Source organism: Fundidesulfovibrio agrisoli, from assembly GCF_022808715.1.
In the GTDB taxonomy this organism is placed as follows: Bacteria; Desulfobacterota; Desulfovibrionia; order Desulfovibrionales; family Desulfovibrionaceae; genus Fundidesulfovibrio; species Fundidesulfovibrio agrisoli.
On record NZ_JAKZKX010000004.1, the window covers coordinates 1 to 17,821 of the forward strand.

General features: G+C 66.2%; 15 protein-coding genes. 11 read left to right on the forward strand and 4 right to left on the reverse strand.

The window, feature by feature from the left end; translation table 11 throughout:
- The first annotated feature begins 445 nt into the window (after positions 1-445).
- The 11 genes from MLE27_RS03975 (at position 446) to MLE27_RS04025 (ending at position 12,497) form a co-directional block, all read left to right on the forward strand.
- Positions 446-2,002, forward strand: a complete 1,557-nt coding sequence (locus MLE27_RS03975; protein ID WP_243310591.1) for an SLC13 family permease — start codon at positions 446-448, stop codon at positions 2,000-2,002.
- A 12-nt stretch (positions 2,003-2,014) separates the two neighbouring features.
- Positions 2,015-3,772, forward strand: coding sequence for an adenylyl-sulfate reductase subunit alpha (locus MLE27_RS03980; RefSeq protein ID WP_243310592.1), 1,758 nt, complete (start codon positions 2,015-2,017; stop codon positions 3,770-3,772).
- Positions 3,773-3,969: 197 nt separating this feature from the next.
- The gene (locus MLE27_RS03985) at positions 3,970-4,299 is read left to right on the forward strand and encodes a 4Fe-4S binding protein (RefSeq protein WP_243310593.1); all 330 of its coding nucleotides are present in this window, start codon (positions 3,970-3,972) and stop codon (positions 4,297-4,299) included.
- A gap of 85 nt (positions 4,300-4,384) precedes the next feature.
- The gene (locus MLE27_RS03990; RefSeq protein ID WP_243310594.1) at positions 4,385-5,071 is read left to right on the forward strand and encodes a Crp/Fnr family transcriptional regulator; all 687 of its coding nucleotides are present in this window, start codon (positions 4,385-4,387) and stop codon (positions 5,069-5,071) included.
- Between the two features lie 133 nt (positions 5,072-5,204).
- A complete protein-coding gene (locus MLE27_RS03995) occupies positions 5,205-5,633 on the forward strand; it encodes an arsenate reductase ArsC (protein ID WP_243310595.1) in 429 nt (142 codons plus the stop codon).
- Between the two features lie 167 nt (positions 5,634-5,800).
- The gene (locus MLE27_RS04000; protein WP_243310596.1) at positions 5,801-7,795 is read left to right on the forward strand and encodes a sensor histidine kinase; all 1,995 of its coding nucleotides are present in this window, start codon (positions 5,801-5,803) and stop codon (positions 7,793-7,795) included.
- Between the two features lie 40 nt (positions 7,796-7,835).
- On the forward strand, positions 7,836-8,498 hold the full coding sequence (locus MLE27_RS04005; protein ID WP_243310790.1) for a response regulator transcription factor: 663 nt from the start codon (positions 7,836-7,838) through the stop codon (positions 8,496-8,498).
- A gap of 217 nt (positions 8,499-8,715) precedes the next feature.
- Complete coding sequence (locus tag MLE27_RS04010) at positions 8,716-9,144, forward strand: hypothetical protein (RefSeq protein WP_243310597.1); 429 nt, start codon at positions 8,716-8,718, stop codon at positions 9,142-9,144.
- A gap of 75 nt (positions 9,145-9,219) precedes the next feature.
- Complete coding sequence (locus MLE27_RS04015; protein ID WP_243310598.1) at positions 9,220-9,591, forward strand: hypothetical protein; 372 nt, start codon at positions 9,220-9,222, stop codon at positions 9,589-9,591.
- Positions 9,592-10,102: 511 nt separating this feature from the next.
- Complete coding sequence (locus MLE27_RS04020) at positions 10,103-11,272, forward strand: DVU_1551 family NTP transferase (protein WP_243310599.1); 1,170 nt, start codon at positions 10,103-10,105, stop codon at positions 11,270-11,272.
- A gap of 208 nt (positions 11,273-11,480) precedes the next feature.
- The gene (locus MLE27_RS04025) at positions 11,481-12,497 is read left to right on the forward strand and encodes a glycosyltransferase family protein (protein WP_243310791.1); all 1,017 of its coding nucleotides are present in this window, start codon (positions 11,481-11,483) and stop codon (positions 12,495-12,497) included.
- 225 nt (positions 12,498-12,722) lie between these two features.
- Here the strand turns inward: MLE27_RS04025 and MLE27_RS04030 are convergent, their stop codons facing one another.
- Genes MLE27_RS04030 through MLE27_RS04045 form a run of 4 tightly spaced genes read right to left on the reverse strand, consistent with a single transcriptional unit; the run spans position 12,723 to position 17,820 of the window.
- On the reverse strand, positions 12,723-13,100 hold the full coding sequence (locus MLE27_RS04030; RefSeq protein ID WP_243310600.1) for a hypothetical protein: 378 nt from the start codon (positions 13,098-13,100) through the stop codon (positions 12,723-12,725).
- A 16-nt stretch (positions 13,101-13,116) separates the two neighbouring features.
- A complete protein-coding gene (locus MLE27_RS04035) occupies positions 13,117-14,406 on the reverse strand; it encodes a hypothetical protein (protein ID WP_243310601.1) in 1,290 nt (429 codons plus the stop codon).
- A complete protein-coding gene (locus MLE27_RS04040; protein WP_243310602.1) occupies positions 14,397-16,160 on the reverse strand; it encodes a carbamoyltransferase family protein in 1,764 nt (587 codons plus the stop codon). Before MLE27_RS04040 ends, MLE27_RS04035 begins: the two co-directional genes overlap by 10 nt.
- 49 nt (positions 16,161-16,209) lie before the next feature.
- A complete protein-coding gene (locus MLE27_RS04045; protein ID WP_243310603.1) occupies positions 16,210-17,820 on the reverse strand; it encodes a B12-binding domain-containing radical SAM protein in 1,611 nt (536 codons plus the stop codon).
- Position 17,821: the final 1 nt, after the last annotated feature.

Consider the following 17,821-nt stretch of genomic DNA (forward strand, 5'->3'; position numbering starts at 1 on the left):
CGAACTCGGAAGTTAAGCCCTCCTTCGCCGATGATACTGCCAGGACCGCTGGTGGGAAAGTAGGTCGCTGCCAGGATCCTTTTCCCAAACAGAAAGGCCCGTCGAAAGACGGGCCTTTCTGCGTTGGAGCGGCAAAATGAAGGCGCTGGCGCGGTGAAGGCCGCAGGCGGCCGGAACGCTCATGCCGGGTGGCAATGCGGCAGGGCGTCGCCTTTTCCGACCTGCGGGGGCCTTAGTTCGAGCCAACAAAAGTTGGCACCCGCCGCCGCAGGTTCGACAAGCCATTTGATTCCATCGCTACCCATTATTTTTTGTCTTTCTTGCGCTACGGCACCAATCAGAGAAGATTTTCCCGCTTTATCGCCGCCGCGATACTCCCCTTTCCCTTCCCGGGTTAGACGTCCACCATACAAACCCGCATCCGCGGTTCGACAGGAGGTGACGCATGGCCAACGGGTCCGTAGAGACCGTCAATTCGTGCAGGGGAGGGCTCGGGACCTACATATCCGAGAACCTCAGCCAGTGCGGGCAAAGCCCCCTGACCACCTGGGGCGGGTACGCCGCCGCCTGGGTCCTGTTCTTCCTCATCCAAAACGCGCTGCCGCTGCCCGAGGGTCTCAAGCCCGAGGGGATGTCCGTTCTGGCCATCCTGGTCTGGGCTTCCATCATGTGGGTCACGGAGGCCATGCCGGTCGGCATCACCGGCATCTCGATCCCAACGCTGCTGGTGCTCACCAAGGCCCTGCCCTGGAACAACGGCAACCCGCCAATGGGACAGGTGTTCTCGGGCTTCACCACCCATGAGGTCTGGCTGTGCCTGTTCGCCTTCTTCGCCGGGGCCATCATCCAGCTCTTGAGGATGGACAAACGCATCGCCCTGGCCATCCTGGACAAGATCAAGGCCTCCAACGTTGGCCGCATCATCTGGGGCATGTTCTGGGTGAACATCGTGCTGGCCTTCCTGATCCCGGCGGCCAACGCGCGCGCCGCCACGGTGATGCCCGTGGTCCAGGGCATCACCAACATCCTGGGCGACACCCCCCGCGAGCGCGAGGCCAAGAAGGCCATCGTGATCCAGTCCATGGTCTACGCCAGCATGATCTCGGGCATCTTCATCCTCACCGGTCACATGCCCAACCTCATCATGACCGGCCTCTTCGAGAAGAGCGGCTTCCGCAACCTGGGCTACTTCAACTGGATGCTCCTGCACCTGCCCTACATCGGCATGTTCGCCCTGACCCAGTGGTGGGTGCGCTTCCACTTCAAGACGGGCGGCGTGGTCATCGCTGGCGGCCATGAGGAAATCCACCGCCAGCACAAGGAACTCGGCCCCATGACCCGCTCCGAATGGGCCATGCTCGCGGTGTTCGGCCTGGTGGGCGTGCTGTTCATGACCGGCAAGGGCAGCCCCGTGGTGCTGCACGGCTACCAGTTGGGCGTGATCGGGCTGGTGGGCATCATGATCCTGTTCATCCCGGGCCTGTTCCCCTTCAAATGGAAGGCCGTGCAGGACCGCACCATCTGGGGCACTTTCCTGCTCCTCGGCGGCGCCATCACCATGACCGACGCCATGAGCAAATCCGGCCTGGCCGGATGGATGGCCGGGCACATCCACGTGATGGTGGAGGGCATGGGCTGGTGGCAGACGCTCCTGGTTATGATGCTCGGCACGCAGGTGCTGCGCATCGGCATGCTCTCCAACGTGGCCGCCGTGGCCATGCTCGCCCCCATCGTCTTCGCCATGGCCCCCAAGGTGGGGCTCCACCCTGTGGCCTTCACGCTGCTCATCTGCAACGTGGACACCTTCGCCTACCTGCTGCCCACGCAGATCACGGCCGCCGTCATCGCCTACGGCACCGGCACCTTCTCCACGGCGGACTACGCCAAGGCGGGCTGGGTGTGCATCCTGCTGGCCATCGCCTTCGGCATCTGCGTCATGGCCCCCTGGTACGCCCTGTTCGGGCTGCCCGTCTGGAACCCCAACGCCCCCTGGCCCTACTAGGAGGACCCACACATGCCACGCATGGTACAAAATCCCACCAACCTGGACGCCGTCGAAACCGTCCGGGTGGACTGCGACATCCTCATCATCGGCGGCGGCAACGCCGGGTGTTTCTCCGCCGTGGAGGCCGCCAAGATCGACCCCTCGCTCAAGGTTGTCATCATGGAGAAGGCCCAAATCATGCGCTCCGGCGCGTGCTCGGCGGGCATGGACGCCATCAACACCTACATCCCCGAAGGCAAGACCCCGGAGGACCTGGTGCGCTGGTGCCGCTCCCAGGTCGGGGGCGGCCCCATCCGGGAGGACCTGGCCCTCTCCAACGCCCGCGAGCTCAACGAGTCCGTTGACGACCTGGAGCGCTGGGGCCTGCCCATCCTGCGCGACGCCGAAGGCAAGATCCGCTACCGGGGCGGCTGGGACATCTCCATCCACGGCGAGCAGCTCAAGCCCATCATGGCCGAGAAGGCCATCGAGGCCGGAGCCGAGATCTACAACCGCGTGGCCTGCACCCAGCTGCTCATGGACGGCGGGCGCTGCGTTGGCGCGCTGGGCTTCGGCGTGCGCGACGGCAAGTTCTACGTGTTCAACGCCAAGGCCACCATCAACGCCACGGGCGGCGCCGCCGGGCTCTACAAGAGCTACACCGCCGACGCCACGGACAGCCACCACCAGATCTGGATGTGCCCCTACTGCGTGGGCACCGGCTACGCCGTGGGCATCCGCCAGGGCGCGGAGATGACCTCCATGGAGCAGCGCTGGGTCGCCACGCGCACCAAGGACTTCTGCGGCCCCGTGGACACCATCTCCGTGGGCTACAAGGCCCCCATCATCAACGCCAAGGGCGAGCGCATCATGAAGCAGCGCTACGCCCACCTGGGCGCGGACAAGGCCCCGCGCTACATCCGCGCCAACGCCCCCATGGAGGAGTGGCTGGCCGGGCGCGGCCCCACCTACTGCGACACGCGCGGCATGGCCCCCGAGTTGGCCCAGCAGATGATGACCGACTACCTCAACGAGCGCCCCAGCTTCGTGCTCTTCCTGGCCAGCCGCGGCCAGGACCCCGTGAAGGAGCCCATCGAGATCTACGGCTCCGACCCCTACATCGTGGGCGGGCACACCCAGTCCGGCTTCTGGGTGGACATGGAGCGCATGACCACCATCCCCGGCCTGTTCGCCGCGGGCGAGACCGCCGGGGGCAACCCCAACAAGTTCGTGGGCGGCTGCGCGGCCGAGGGCAAGCTGGCCCTGCGCGGTGCGGCGGCCTACATCAAGGGGCTCGAGCTGCCCGAGCCCGACTCCGCGCAGATCGAGGCCGAGAAGGCCCGCGTGTTCGGGCCGCTGCTGCACGGCGAAGGCTTCGACGGCCTGCGCGCCCTGGAGATGGAGGAGCGGTTGCAGCGGCTCATGGACGAGTACGCGGGCGGCACCAGCCAGTTCTACCGCACCAATGAGGAGCGGCTGGACTATGCGCTCAAGCACCTGGTCATGCTTCGAGAGCAGACGAAATACCTGGCGGCCACGGACCTGCACGACCTTATGAGCGTGCACGAGGTCATCGACCGTATCGACGTGGCCGAGGTGCTCTGCCACCACCTGAAGTTCCGCAAGGAGACCCGCTGGCAGGGCTGGCAGACCCGCGCCGACTACCCGGAGGTGGACCCCGCCTACGATTGCCACGTGGAGAGCCGCAGGAACATGGCCACGGGCGAGATAGAGACCTTCACCCGGCCCTACGAGCAGCTGGTGCCCGGCGACCGCTACAAGCCGTAGGAAGAGGAGAGCGGGGGCCAGCCCCCGCACCCCCGCCAGGGGGATGATCCCCCTGGACCCCGCAACAGGGGGCAATGCCACCCGGCGGTTCAGCGGGAGAACCGCGAGCCCAACCAACCGCCGGGGTCTAGGGGGAGGCACTCCCCCCAGCGGGGCATGGGGCGGAGCCCCATCTAGAAACTATCAAGGAGGACGCCATGCCGCCTATTGTCGATCCCAAGAAGTGCAACGGCTGCGAAGGCCGCGAGGAATCTTTCTGCGAGGAGGCCTGCCCGGGCGACCTGATGTACGTCGGGGCGGACGGCAAATCCCATTGCCACGCCAGCCGCGACTGCTGGGACTGCATGTCCTGCGTGAAGATGTGCCCGCGAAACGCCATCGAAACGCGCATCCCCTACCAGCTGGGCTACCACAAGGCCACGCTGAAACCCATCATGGGCAAGAACAGCATCACCTGGAAGTGCACGGACATCCACGGCCAGACCGTGACCTACAAGTACCGCAACCGCCTGGACATCGAGGACTGAGAACGGAAGGGGCCGCCTGCGGGCGGCCCCTTGACCTCCGCAGCGGCGGGACTATGCTTGGCGTATGCCCCCCGACACTCCCCATATGGACTGGCACCTGATAAAAGGCGGCTTCTTCGACGGCCTGGAGCGCGAGTTCGAGGCCTTCAGGGCCTTGGCCGCCACGCGGCGCGTGAAGAAGAACGACATCATCTTCTTCGAGAACGACCGCTGCACCCGCTGCTACTACCTGGACCAGGGCTCGGTGAAGATCTTCCGCATCTCCCTGCACGGCAAGGAGCCCACCTTCTTCATCCGTTCCCCGGGCGAGATGTTCGGCCTGGCCGAGATCGTGGGCGGGGAGACGCGCAAGTGCTCGGCCCAGGCCATCTCCGACGGCGTGATTCTTGAGATCGGCCGCAAGGAGTTCCTGGACCTGATGCTCGAGCACCCGTTGCTGGCCCGGCGCGCCATCGAGGTGCTGGGGCGGCGTATCCGCTACCTCACGGGGCAGCTGGAAAACCTGATGACCTGCGGCGTGGCCACCCGCCTGCTCAAGCTGCTGGTCTGCCTCTCCCACGACGAGATCGCCCAGGCCAAGGGCGGCCCCGTCGATGTGCCAGCCAAGCTCACCCAGGGGCAGATGGCCTCCATGACCGGCTCCTGCCAGCAGACCGTCAGCGAAACCCTCGCCTCTTTCGAGGAGCGCGGGCTCATCAAGGTCACGCGCCGCAGCATCACCCTCCTGGACCCCTCCGCCATCCTGGAGGAGCTCTCCCGCATGGAGAACTGAACCCCGCAAGCCGCTTCCGCCCGTTTCAGCTTCCTTCCCCTCGGGATCGAGACTTTTGCTTGCGCCCTGCCGCCGCGATGCTAGAAGCGGTATAGGTGTCAGGTCATCTTTCCAACAAATGGGGGAAATACCTATGAGCCAGAAGATGAAGGTGCTGTTCCTGTGCACCGGCAATTCCTGCCGGAGCCAGATGGCGGAAGGTTTCGCGCGGGCCTTGCGCGGCGAAGAGATCGAGCCCTGGTCCGCCGGGATCATGAAGCATGGAATGAACCCCAGGGCCGTCGCGGCCATGGCCGAGGCCGGGGTGGACATCTCCGGCCAGGCCTCCAAGACCGTGGAGGAGCTGCCCGTGAAGGAGTTCGATTTCGTGGTCACCCTGTGCGACCACGCCAAGGAGAACTGCCCCATCCTGCCCGGTGCGGGCAGGATCATGCACGCCCAGTTCGACGACCCGCCCTCCCTGGCCGCCGGGGCCTCCTCCGAGGAGGAGGTCATGGGCCACTACCGCCGCGTGCGCGACGAGATCAAGGAGTTCATCCTGAACTTCCCGCCCGCTGGTTGAACCAGGCACGGCCAGCCGTTTGAAAAGCCCCCGCCTCGGGGGCTTTTTCGTTCGGGGCAAGCGGGCCGGCGGCCCACCCCGGCCAGGAGGCCGGGAAAGCCTTGGCGCCGCGTCTTGCCCTGGGCGGTCAACTCCCGTAACAGCCCGGGAATGAGGCTCTTCCGGTCATGAGCACGCGCCCCCGCGCTTCGTCGCCCCGGGCGACCCTCGCCTGCGCCCTGCTGTGCGCCCTGCTGTGCTGCGGCTGCGTGGGGGGGGAGGCCCCGCCCAGAGCCAGCCAGGGCGTGCTGGATCTCTCGGGCCGGGGGCTGGTCGACGGTGAACCGCTCCGCCTGGACGGCGAGTGGGAGCTCTACTGGAACCAGCTGCTCACGCCGGGCGATTTCCGCGAGCGCCCCGCAGGCGCGGCCGCGCCCGCCCTCACGGGCTACCTGGAGCTGCCCTCGGCCTGGCACTCGTTCGAGCTGGACGGCAAGCCCCTGCCGTCGGCGGGCTGCGCCACCCTGCGCCTGGTCGTCCAATCCGGCGCGGCGGGGCGTGAGTTGGCCGTGCGCCTGGCCTCGGTCAATTCGGCGTTCTCCCTGTGGGTCAACGGCCGCCTGTGCGCGCAAAGCGGCGTGGTGGGCCGCAGTGCGGAGGCGGAAGTGGCCACCCCCTCCGTGCTCCTGGCCCCCCTTCCGGCGGAGGGCGGGCCGTTGGAGCTTGTGCTGCAGGTCTCCAACCACAGCTACCGCGAGGCCGGGGTGCTGGCCCCCGTCAGGGTCGGGCAGCGCGCGGCCATGGAGGCGGCTCAGACCAGGCAGTGGTGCGTGGCCCTGTTCTTCGTGGGCAGCCTGCTGGTGATGGGCGTCTACCATCTGGCGCTGTTCTGGTTCCGCCGCTCCAACCGCTCGCCCCTGTACTTCGGCTGCTACTGCCTGGCCTGGATGGTCAACTACGCCCAGTCTGACTCCAGCGGCTGGGTGGCCCGCCTGTTCCTGCCGGGCGTTTCCGCCACCTTGATGGACAGAATCTCCGTGATCGGCTTCATCGTCTCCGTGCCCATCGGCTTCACCTTCTTCCGCACCCTGTACCCTCGGGAGTTCCCGCGCCTGCCGCAACTGGCCAGCATCGCCCTGGCGGCCGTGTTCGCCCTGGCCACCGCCGCGCTGCCCATGATGGCCGCAAGCGCCGTGCTGCCGGCGTACTACTACGTGTCCATAGGGCTGATCCTCTATTGCCTCGGCAGGCTGTTCGCGGCCTGGCGCAGGGAGCGGGAGGGCGCGGCGTTCATTCTGGGGGGCTTTGTGGTGCTCGGTGCGGTGGGCATCAACGACATGCTCACGGACATGGGGCTCATCCGCAGCGTCTACCTGATCCCGGTGGGGATGTTCGTGTTCATCCTGTTCCAGGCCTTCGCCTTGTCGCTGCGGTTTTCGCGGGCTTTCGCCTCGGTGGAGAAACTCTCGGTGGAGCTTGAGCGCAAGAACGCCGCCGTGGAGCGGGAGATGGCCGAGCGCACCCGCCTGGAGCGGCGCATCGTGGACATCAGCGAGGAGGAGCGCAGGCGCCTCAGCCACGACCTGCACGACGGACTCTGCCAGCAGCTCACCGGGGCCAGGCTGCGCTGCGAGGTGCTCACGCGCAAGACCCCGGAGGGCGACGCCGCCATCCCGGAGCTCAGGCAGTTGGCCGGACTGCTTGAAGAATCCGTGAACCAGGCCTACGATCTCTCCAGCGGGCTGTGGCCCGTGGAGCACGGCCCAGGGTGCTCCGGCCCCTCCCTGGAGGAGCTGGTGCGCCGCGCGGCCGACTCCAGCGGCATCGCCATCGAGTTCAGCCAGCAACGCGGCTGCGAGGGGGGATGCCGCGAGGGGCTGGTCACCCAGCTCTACCGCATCGGGCAGGAGGCCATGGCCAACGCCGTGAAGCACGCCCGGCCCGGGCGCATTCAGGTCGATTTCACCTGCCGGAAGGGCGGCAGCGTCACCCTGGCCGTGCGCGACGACGGCATCGGCAGGCAGGCGGCCGCACGCGGCCAGGGCGGGCTGGGCATGGGCATCATGGCCCACAGGGCCCGGATCATCGGGGCGGAACTGACCATCGAGGACGCCCCCGGCGGGGGCACCCTGGTCCGCTGCACGGCCCCGTGCAGGGCGGCCGAAGCCGGGACCGGGGAATGAGCACCCCGGAGCACGTTCAAGAGGGAGCGCAGACGTGGAGATGAAAGCGGCCATGCGGGTCTTCCTGGTGGACGACCACCCCGCGGTGCGCCAGGGCCTGGCCCTGCTGCTGGGGCAGGCGCGGCACGCTGTCTGCGGCGAAGCCGGCGGACGCGCCGAGTATCTGGAGCGCATCGGGGAGTCAGGGGCGCAGGTGGCGCTGGTGGACCTCTCCCTGGGCGAGGAGAGCGGGCTGGCACTGCTGGAGGACCTGCGGCGGCGCGGCATCCCGGCACTGATCTACTCCATGCACGAGGACGCGGAGACCATCGAGCGGGCCTTCGCGGCCGGGGCGGGCGGCTACGTCACCAAGCGCGAGGTGTCGGGCGTGCTGCTGGACGCCCTGGCCGAAGTGGCGGCCGGGCGGCGCTACGTGAGCCCCCGCGCGGGCAGGAGCCTGGTGGAGCGGGTGGCCCCCGGCGGGGACGTCCGTGGCGCGGCCCAGGGCGGGTCCCAAAGTGTGGCCCAGAGTCTGGACGGACTCTCGGAGCGCGAGGGCCAGATCCTCGAACTGCTCGGCAGGGGCGAATCCACCCCCGACATCGCGGCCGCGCTCTCCATCAGCGCCCGCACCGTGGAGTCCTATTGCGCGCGCATCATGGATAAGCTCGGGCTGGGCGGCATGAAGGCCTTGAAGAAGCACGCCATCCAACGGACGAAATGACACTCCCCACCAGTTGAATCGCGCCGGCCCGACCGGCGTTCCGCATCGCCGTGCCGGGGAATACCCCTACGCGGTTCAGTGAATCCCCCCACATACGCGCCCCACGATTGGCGGTATAGCCCCCCGAGCCCGGGCGTTTCCGGAGCGGCGGGGGCTTGCACTCCTCTGCGTCCGAAAACCGGCGGGTCTGTTCGAAACCGCAACATCCGGAGGTTCCATGCGATCCAGTTCAGTCTTGAAAGCAACGGGCCGCGTGGCGGCGCTCCTGCTGCTGGCCTGCTGCCTCGCCGCCGGCTTCCAGGCCCCGGCGAAGGCGGCCTCGAAGATCCCCATCGAGCTCGATATCGACAGCTCCGGAACGGCCGCCGGGGATTTCGGCCAGCTCATAGAGCGCTACATCCGCTCCACCGATTTCTACGTGCTGGACAAGAAGCGGGTGCCCCGGGTGGGGGTCAGCGTCAACGCCAGCAGCAAAGGGGACAATCCCCTGGTCACATACTCCATCGTGCTCACCGTGAGCACGGGCAAGTGCCCGCAGGCCTTCGTGGGCACCATCTTCGGGGACAACACCGGGGAGGAACCCAAGGCCCTGCACATGAAGCTGGAAAAGGCCATCATGAGCATCGCCAAGGAATTCAACCTGTAGGTTGGACGGGGGCGCGCCCCAAATCTGTAACGTTTCGGGCCCGCGGGCGGGCGAGGCCCGGAAGGAGACGGCTGCATGTTCATCAGGTCCTTGTTCCTCACCCTCTGCATCGTGTTTTCGTCCTCGGCCTGCTTCGCCTACTCCGATGTGGTCAACTGGTTGCGGCAGCAGAGCTTCAACAAGTGCAAGAAGTACTACATGGGCCACATCGTGGACAATTTCCTGCAAAACCCCCGCTGGGAATCCGGCGAGACCGCGGACGGCGAAGTGGTGGTCAACGTGCGCGGCAAGATGGACTACGCCGGCAAGACGGTGAACGCCCTGCTGCAGTTCACCATCAATTCCCACAACCGCAGCTGGAACATGAACGCCCTGGAGTTCAACGGCGTCCCGCAGGACAAGGACATGCGCACGGCCCTGGTCGAGGCCATGTGCGAATCCCGTTAGGGGCGGCTTGGCGTTCTCGGGCTGAAGACCGGGCTGATAGCTCCTCGGCGGAAGTCCGGCAGGCCCGGCCCAACCGGCCGCGTCCGCCAGGATAGGGCCGGGGGGGGCCATGGCCGGGCCAGAACCGGGCGGAAAGTACCTGAATAATCAGGGCGGCCAGCGCCCCGCGCACGGCTCGTCGCCCCCTTCAGGATGAAGGGGGCAGCCGCTCTGGCGACGGAGTGCCGTCTCCGATCGTCATTTCCACGGGCAGCAGCCGTGGGTTCGGCAGCGGTGCGCGCCGCGCCGCGTTCCAGGCGAGCCTCCCGCCCGGAGCGCGGCGCACAGCGCGCTCCCGCGGGCGATGGCCGGGGCTGCCGCATGCGCTCTCCCTGGTGCCCCAACCGGGGCGGGCATGCGGGTTTATCGTTTTTTGTTCCCATCTCACTGGATTCGTACTGGAATATCCGCTCTTCTTGCGGCAAGGTGGCATCTTGAGCATGATTCCGCCATTCGCGAGGAGGAAGCGGGCATGGACCATACAAGAGCGACTGAACCCGCGCAGGCGGGCGGGGGCAGGCCGGGCCGGGTGGCCGCACTCATCCTGGCCGCCGGGTTCTCCACGCGCATGGACGGATTCAAGCCGCTGCTGCCCCTGGGCGGGGTCAGCGTGCTGCGCCGTTGCGCGGGCCTGTTCTTCCATGCCGGGGTGGAGCGCATCATGGTTGTGGCCGGGCACCGCGCGGACGAAGTGCTGGCCGAGGCCACGCGCTTCGGCATCGAGGGCGTGCGCAACCCCAACCCGGAGCAGGGCATGTTCAGCTCCGTGCAGGCTGGGGTGGCGGCCCTTCCTGACGATACCGAGGCCTTCTTCCTGCTCCCGGTGGACATCCCCCTGGTGCGCGTCTCCACGGTGAAGACGCTGCTCTCCCGCTGGCGTCCCGATGGCCCCGGCGTGCTCCATCCGGCCGTCAACGGCAGGCGCGGGCACCCTCCGCTGATCTCCATGGGCCACGCCCAGCGCATTCTGAACTGGCGCAAGGGCGGCGGCCTGCGCGCCATCCTCGAGGGGCTCCCCGGGGTGGACGTGCCCGTGCCCGACATCAACATCTTAAGCGACATGGACACCGGGGAGGACTACCGGGCCGCCCAGATCAGGCTGCGGCGCTCGGGCATCGCCACCCTGGAGGAGGCCAACGCCCTGTTGGACATCCTGGGCATGGGCGAGCGCGGCAGGGTCCACGGGGAGGCCGTGGCCAAGGTGGCCCTGTGCTTCACCAAGGCCCTCAACACCGCCGGGCGCACCCTGGACCCGGAGCTCGTCCGCACAGCGGCCCTGCTGCACGACGTGGCCAAGGGCAAGCCCGACCACGAGCGCGAGGGGGGCGTCCTGCTGCGCGGCTACGGCTTCAACGATACCGCGGCCATCGTGGCGGCGCACCGCGACGTGTCCTTGCCCGAGGGCGAGCTGCTGGGCGAGCGGGAGGTGGTCTACCTGGCGGACAAGCACGTGCGCGGCGGGAGCCTGATCCCCCTGGAGGCCCGCTTCCAGGAGAAGCTGGACGAATACGCCGGGGACGAGGCCGCCGTTGCCGCCATCACCCGGCGACTGAACAACGCCAGGAGCGTGCTGGCGGCCCTGGAGGCAGAGGCCGGGCGCGGCGTGGACGACATCCTGGCCGAATGCGGGGTAGGCTCTTAAGGGGAACCGACACTTTCACCCGCCGCATCAAGACCGCCTTGACCCTGGCCCTGACCCTGGAGGCCCGTGCCTGCCCGCCCCTCCGGGCAACCCCGATTTCACTCCGTCTGTACGCTCCTCCGGTCTCACGCGCATGGCGGAGCCCTGAGTTCAGATCCAGCCCCGCTTCCCGGTTGCCTGCCCGGCCCCGCTTGGCTACACCTTGGCCATGCGGATTCTGTGCATCGACGGACACTTCTTCCTGCGGGCCTTCCGCGAACTGGGGCACGAGGTGCTGGGCATCGGCCCATCCTGCCTCATGGACGTGCCGGTTGACCGCGTGCTCTCGCTGAAGGACCTGCACGACATCCTGGACGCCCGGGGCTTCACCCCCGACGCCGTGCTCTGGGCCGACACCTGCAAGCCGCCCCTGGTGGCCGGGCTGGAGACCCTGCCCTGGCCCACCCTGGCCTACTCCATCGACCAGTACCTCAACCCCTGGCATCAGTCCTATTCGGCGGGGTTCGACGCCGTGTTCGTGGCCCAGAAGGACTACCTGCCCATGTTCCAGGCCGAGCACCCCCGCCCGGCCGTGTGGTTGCCGCTGTTCTGCGACCCTTCCGTTCTGGCGGGCCTGGAGCAGGGGGAGCGCGACATCCCCGTGGCCTTCGTGGGCACGCCCGACCCCGGGGCCAACCCGGCGCGCAGGCCCTTCCTGGAGGCCTTCGAGCGCCTGGTTCCGCTCGCCAGGGTCTGCGGGGAGTACGCCCCGGTGTTCGCGCGCAGCAGGCTGGTGCTGAACCAGTCCGCCGCCGGGGAGCTCAACTTCAGGGTGTTCGAGGCCATGTGTTGCGGGGCCGTTGTGCTCACCGAGGATATCGGCAACGGCCTGCGGGAGCTTTTCACTCCGGGGGAGGATCTGCTGCTCTATCCGCGCGGGGACGCGCCCGCCGCAGCCAACGCGGCGCTGGCGGCCCTGGCCGGGGACAAGCTGGAGGGGATCGCCCGTTCGGGCCGGGAGAAGGCGCTGCGCAGGCACACGGTGGAGGCCAGGGCCAAGACCATCCTGGCCTGGGCCGCACGGCTGGCCGCGCAGGGCGCGCCCGCACGCAGGCTGCGCGACATCGCATCCGTGCGTGCGCGCATGGCCAACGCCTACGCCATCCTGGCGCTGGATGAACACCTGCCCCTCACGCCGGAGCACCGTCAGTTCTACCTGGAACTGGCCGGGTCCAACCTGGGCTGAGACGGCCTGAATTCATATGCGCTTCCAAACAGCGGAGGGTTCATTGGCCGCCTGGGCATTCGTTGTCGTGGACCCAAGTCCTGGCTGGCCCTGGAGCGCCGGGCCTGCATTCAAACGCCAGTTTACCACCAGCACCCAGGCAGCCGCATCCCCATGGCCAACAAAACGCCCCGGAAGCACTTCACCGCGTCCGGGGCGCGCTTTTTCAAGCGGCGGAGCGCCGCGTCAGATCAGCGGATAAAGGAAGGACGATTGCATCACCAACGGTGCGGTGCGTGCGCGCACATCGCCCAGGGCCAGAATTGTGTGGTAGTGCAGGGCGATGTAGAGCCGCGCTGCCAACGATTGCTGGTCCCCCAGGTGGGAGGCCACCAGTTCGTGCAGGGCAGCGGCCTGCTGCGGGTCGGGCTCGGAACCGGCGGGGGATTCCAAGGGGTCGAGTCGGGCGACCGTGAGCAGCAGTTCGGCTGTATTGTCGTCCAGGGCGCCCTTGTTCAGGAGCACCTTGACCTCAGCCAGCACCTGGTTGGCAATGTCCTGGGACTGATAGGTCAGGGCCGAAACGGTCTCCAACAGTCTCACGTGCTCTGGTCTTTGAAACATGGTGGCCTCCGGTTGGCTAGGCATGGCGCAGGAACCTCCCTCCGATCGTCTTTGCATAGACCTCGGCGATGACGGCCTCGCCCAGGGGGGACATGTGGCAGAAGTCGAAGAAGTGGGTGTCCTCGGGACCCAGTTCCGCGAATACCCTGGGGAAGTCGATGAACTCATAGCTGCGGATGGTCACGTGCTGGGCGAAGAGGTCGTAGACGTTCTCGGTGGCCCTGATGCTTTGGGCAATGCCGTAGTGGGCGATGATCCGCTTGATTTCCGATGCCTCCAGCTCCGAGAGTGCCTTCTTGTTCCTGCTGATGGGCTGCAGGCCCCATATAACGTGGGCTCCGGCGGAGGCTGCATGATCTAGAAACTGCTTCTTACGCTCCACGTAGGCGTGGATGATGTTGTTTGGCAGGTTGAAATCCGCGAAGGCGACACTCTCCACAGAGGCCGGGCCGCAAACGCTGGGTCCATAGAGCCTCTGAGGCCAGGATTCCATGACGTAGGGGTGCGTCATGCGGTGTTCGCGCAGCAGGTAGGTGTCCGTGACCAGACCGTTGTAGAAATCGTTGAAACCGTCGTGCCCGATGACAACGTCAGGGCGTATCTTCTCGCAGAAAAGCAGGTAGAAGATGTGCTGGTTGAGCACCACTGCGTTGTGGATGCCAAAGTTGAGCACGATGAACTCTGTTATTTCCCCGCGCTCTTGGCTGGCCTGGTTGAGCAGTAGTTCCAACTGGTGGCAGAATGTCTCGTGGTGCATCACAGTGGTGCCCCAGGTTGAGGAACCGCCGAACACCGCCACGACCTTCTGATGGGACTCCCGGGTGCGGAGGGCGTTCACGTCCCGGTCGATGCGGAAGCCGAAGGCGTCTGTGGGTCCGCTGCCCACGGGCTGGGAGTAGGCATAGCCCACGGGCATGAAGGCGAAGCCCGAGTGGGGCGAGGCCAAGAGCTGCCTGCCAAAGGTGTGGCTGGCCAGGGCCGGGGTGTCCTCAGGGTGGGGCTTGCGGTCGGCATGCTCCAGGGTGGCCCGGGTGATGTTGGAGATAATGAAGCACTGGGCCTTGGTCTCTATCTCCAGACCCTCGTCGGGCTGGATCACCACCACGTGGCCGAAGTCCATGCCCGTCGCCTCTTCCAGGCTGGTCAAGGGGTAGGCTGCGGGCAAGTTGCGGTGGATCGCCCGGGTAGTCGGGGTGACGACGAACGTTGCGCCATCCACGGGCATGGCGTAGGCGCAACGCCGCACGATCCGTTCCAGTTCCCCAGGGCTGACCGGGCACGTGGGCATGATGAAGGCTACAGACATATCACGTCTCCTCTACGCAGGAGGAACGGCCCGACCGCGAGGTAGTCGAGGTGGCTCCACGTGAAGGTTCTGATGGCGTCGTAGGGCGTTGCCACGATGGGCTCACCCCGCAGGTTGAAGGACGTGTTGAGCAGCACGGCCACGCCGGTGAGCTCGAAAAAGCGCGAGATGAGCTTATGGAACAAGGGGTTGGTCTGACTACGTACGAACTGCGGCCTGGCCGAGTTGTCCACATGGGTCACGGCCTCTAGCATCCTGCGCCCGTAATCGTTGACGGGCACCACGGCCAGCATGAAGTCCTGCAGGGGCAGCACGTCCAGGCCCTCGGGCAGGTCGAAGTACCTGTGGGCTTCCTCGGCCAAGCAGGCAGGAGCGAATGGCCGGAACGGCTCGCGGTACTTGATCTTCATGTTCACGAACTCCTGCATGCGTTTGCGCCTGGGGTCCGCCAGTATGCTGCGGCAGCCCAGCGCCCGCGGGCCCCACTCGAAGCGGCCCTGTGCCCAGCCGATGGCGTTCTCCTTGGCGAGCAGTCCGGCCACGCAGTCCACCATGTCGTCTTCGCGGGCGAACTCCTTGTAGACCTCGTAACCAGCCTTCTTGATAGCCTCGGCTGCCTCGGACTTGCCGTACTCCAGGCCCAGATAGGCCGAACGCTGGAAGCCGGTGCGCCCGATTCCAAGTATGCCGAAGGCGTGCCACATGGCCGCGCCCAGGGCTCCGCCGGAATCCCCCGCTGCAGGCTGGATGTAGATCCTGCCTTTGAGTGCGCGCTGGAGCTTGCCGTTGGCGCTGCTGTTGAGGGCCACGCCGCCGGCCATGCACAGGTTGGCGGCGCCCGTCTTCTCCAGAGCGGCCATGGCCAAGCGGGAGATGGCCTCCTCCGCCACCAATTGGATGCTGGCCGCCAGGTCAGCATAGCGCTTGCAGCGCTCGGCCCCCGGCCCGCTGACGGAGAAGGGCTCCTCTGGCCTGCGCGGCGTTCCGAACAGTTCCAAAAAGAGTTCCGTCACAGGCAGGTCGCGCCCTGAGGTGAAGTCGAAGTAGCGGGTGTCAAGCTGGAAGGTGCCGTCAGGGTTGTAACGGATGAGCGTGCGTACCGTGTCCGAGAAAGAGGGCTCACCGAAGGCTGCCATGCCCATGACCTTGTATTCGCCCTCGTTGACCTCGAAGCCCAGGAAGGCAGTGAAGGCGGAGTAGAGCAGGCCGATGGAGTGGGGAAAGCGTACGCTGTAGAGCTTCTCAATGCGCGAGCCCCTGCCGGAGTAGACGGCCATGGTCTCGTATTCGCCGATGCCGTCGATGGTCAGGATTGCCGCCTCCTGGAAGGGCGAGGCGAAAAAGGCGCTGGCTGCGTGGGCCTCGTGGTGCTGGCAGAAGTGGATTTTATCCGGCGCGATGCCTAGGTGCCGCCGGACCTTGAGCGCGGGCAGCAACTTGCCGCGTGAAAGCCAAGTGGCCAGTGCGGCTGTGCCGTATGGCCTGTTGGGGTTGTCGGCCACGTAGGTTTCCAGGATGCGGTTCATCTTGCGCAGGGGGTCCTCGTAGAAGACCACGGCGCCCAGCCGCTCCGGCCCAATGCCTGCGATGCGGAGGCAGGCGTCCACGGCATTTTGGGGGTATGAGGAGTCGTTCTTCTTTCGGGTGAAGCGTTCCTCCTCGCAGGCGGCCACGATCTCCCCGCCTCGCAGCAGGGCCGCGGCAGAGTTGTGGTAGTCGAAGGAGAGTCCGAGGATGTAGGTGTTCTCGCTCACGTATGGCTCCCTGTGCTGTTGGCTGCGTGCCGCCGTTTCCGCGGTCCGCTCACGAGGCGGAGGCATCGCCCGCAGCGTCCTGGGCCTCCAACTCCGCCCGGCGCTCACAGAAGTGCTTCTCGTAATCGAAACCGGGTATGTAGAAGTCGATGCCCTGCTGTTCGGTAATCTCCCAGAAGAGCCGCTCCAGGCTCTCGAAGAGGATCTCCGACTTGGCGGTCACCTCCTCGCACTCTTTGATAAGTGGGAAGGTGTCCGGTGGCAGGGTGCTGTAGAGCGCGAAGGTGCGCACCAGACCCATGATCTCCTCGTTGGTGATCTGGGGCATCTTGAGGGTCGGCTGCCAGGAGAGCCTGCCGTCTCGGATGAATCCCGGGTCCAGGTAGCCCTTCTCCACGCAAAGCCTGCGCAACTCAGTGCCCCGGTAGGGGGCGAAGACGTTCACGTTCAGGCTCTTGGCATGACAGCGCCTGGCCAGTTCGATGGTGGCGAAGATGTCGCTGCGGGCCTCATAGGGCACGCCCACGATGATGTTGCCCGAGGTGCGGATGCCGTACTTGTGCATGATCCTGAAGGCCTTGATGGTGGCGTCGCGGGAGGTGCGGCGCTTGTAGACCTCACTCAGGATGCGCTCGCTGCCCGTCTCGATGCCCACGGAGATGGACACACACCCGGCCTCGCGCATGATCCTGATTTTTTCGTCCGTGATGTTGTTGGCCTCGGCCTGGCACCAGAAGGGTACATTGACGCGCTCCAGGTAGAGCTTCTTGAAGAGGGTGAGTTCCTCCACGTTTCGCAGGGTGAAATCGTCGTCAGTGAACTGGAAGAAATTGAATCCGTAAGTGTTCTTCAGATGCTCCAACTCGTCGATGAGCCGCCCGATGCTCTTCTTGCGCAGGTAGTGCTTGATGTGCTTCTTGTAGGCGTCCAGAAACAGCTGGTTGCAGCAGTAGGTGCACCGCCTCGGGCAGCCGCGCTGGCCCTCCACGAAGGTCATTTTGTAGACGTTGCCGCCCATGGGACTGTAGAAATGGCGGTGGTCGATCCCGGAGAGGTCCGGGAAGGGGATGGAGTCCAGGTCCGTGGGCGGAGCCACCTCCCGGCGGATGAAGGATCCATCCGGGGCCTTGAACCAGAATCCGTCCACGTCGTGGAACGCCTCGGCCTTCTGCAGGCGGGCCAGCAGTTCGGGGAAGCAGTTTTCGCCCTCACCGATACAGACCGCATCCAGCGCGGGCTGAGAGAGCACAAGCTCCGGCTCGGTCATACAGAAGACGCCACCCGCGACGAAAAAGGCCTCCTTGGCCGCTTCCCGTGCGGTCTGGAGGCACTCGAAGCCGAAGAGGGAGGTGTCCTCCGTAAGGGTGATGGCCACCACGTCCGGCCTGAACTCCTCGGCCCTGCTGCGCAGGCGGGCCTGGGCCTCGACCTGGCTTACGTGCTCATGCTTTACGCCCCAGGGCTCCAGGTCCAGCTGGCGGAAGTTGAGCAGTTTGCCCCGGATGTTGATGTCGTGCTTCTCTATGTCGATGCCGAAAAACGTCATGTCGAAAAGTTCAACAGTATGCCCGAGCTGCTTGAGGATGGTCAGCAGATAGACGCAGCCGAGTGGAACTTTTTGGTTGCCGGTGTTGTTGGGGTAGACGAAGAGTATGCGCATG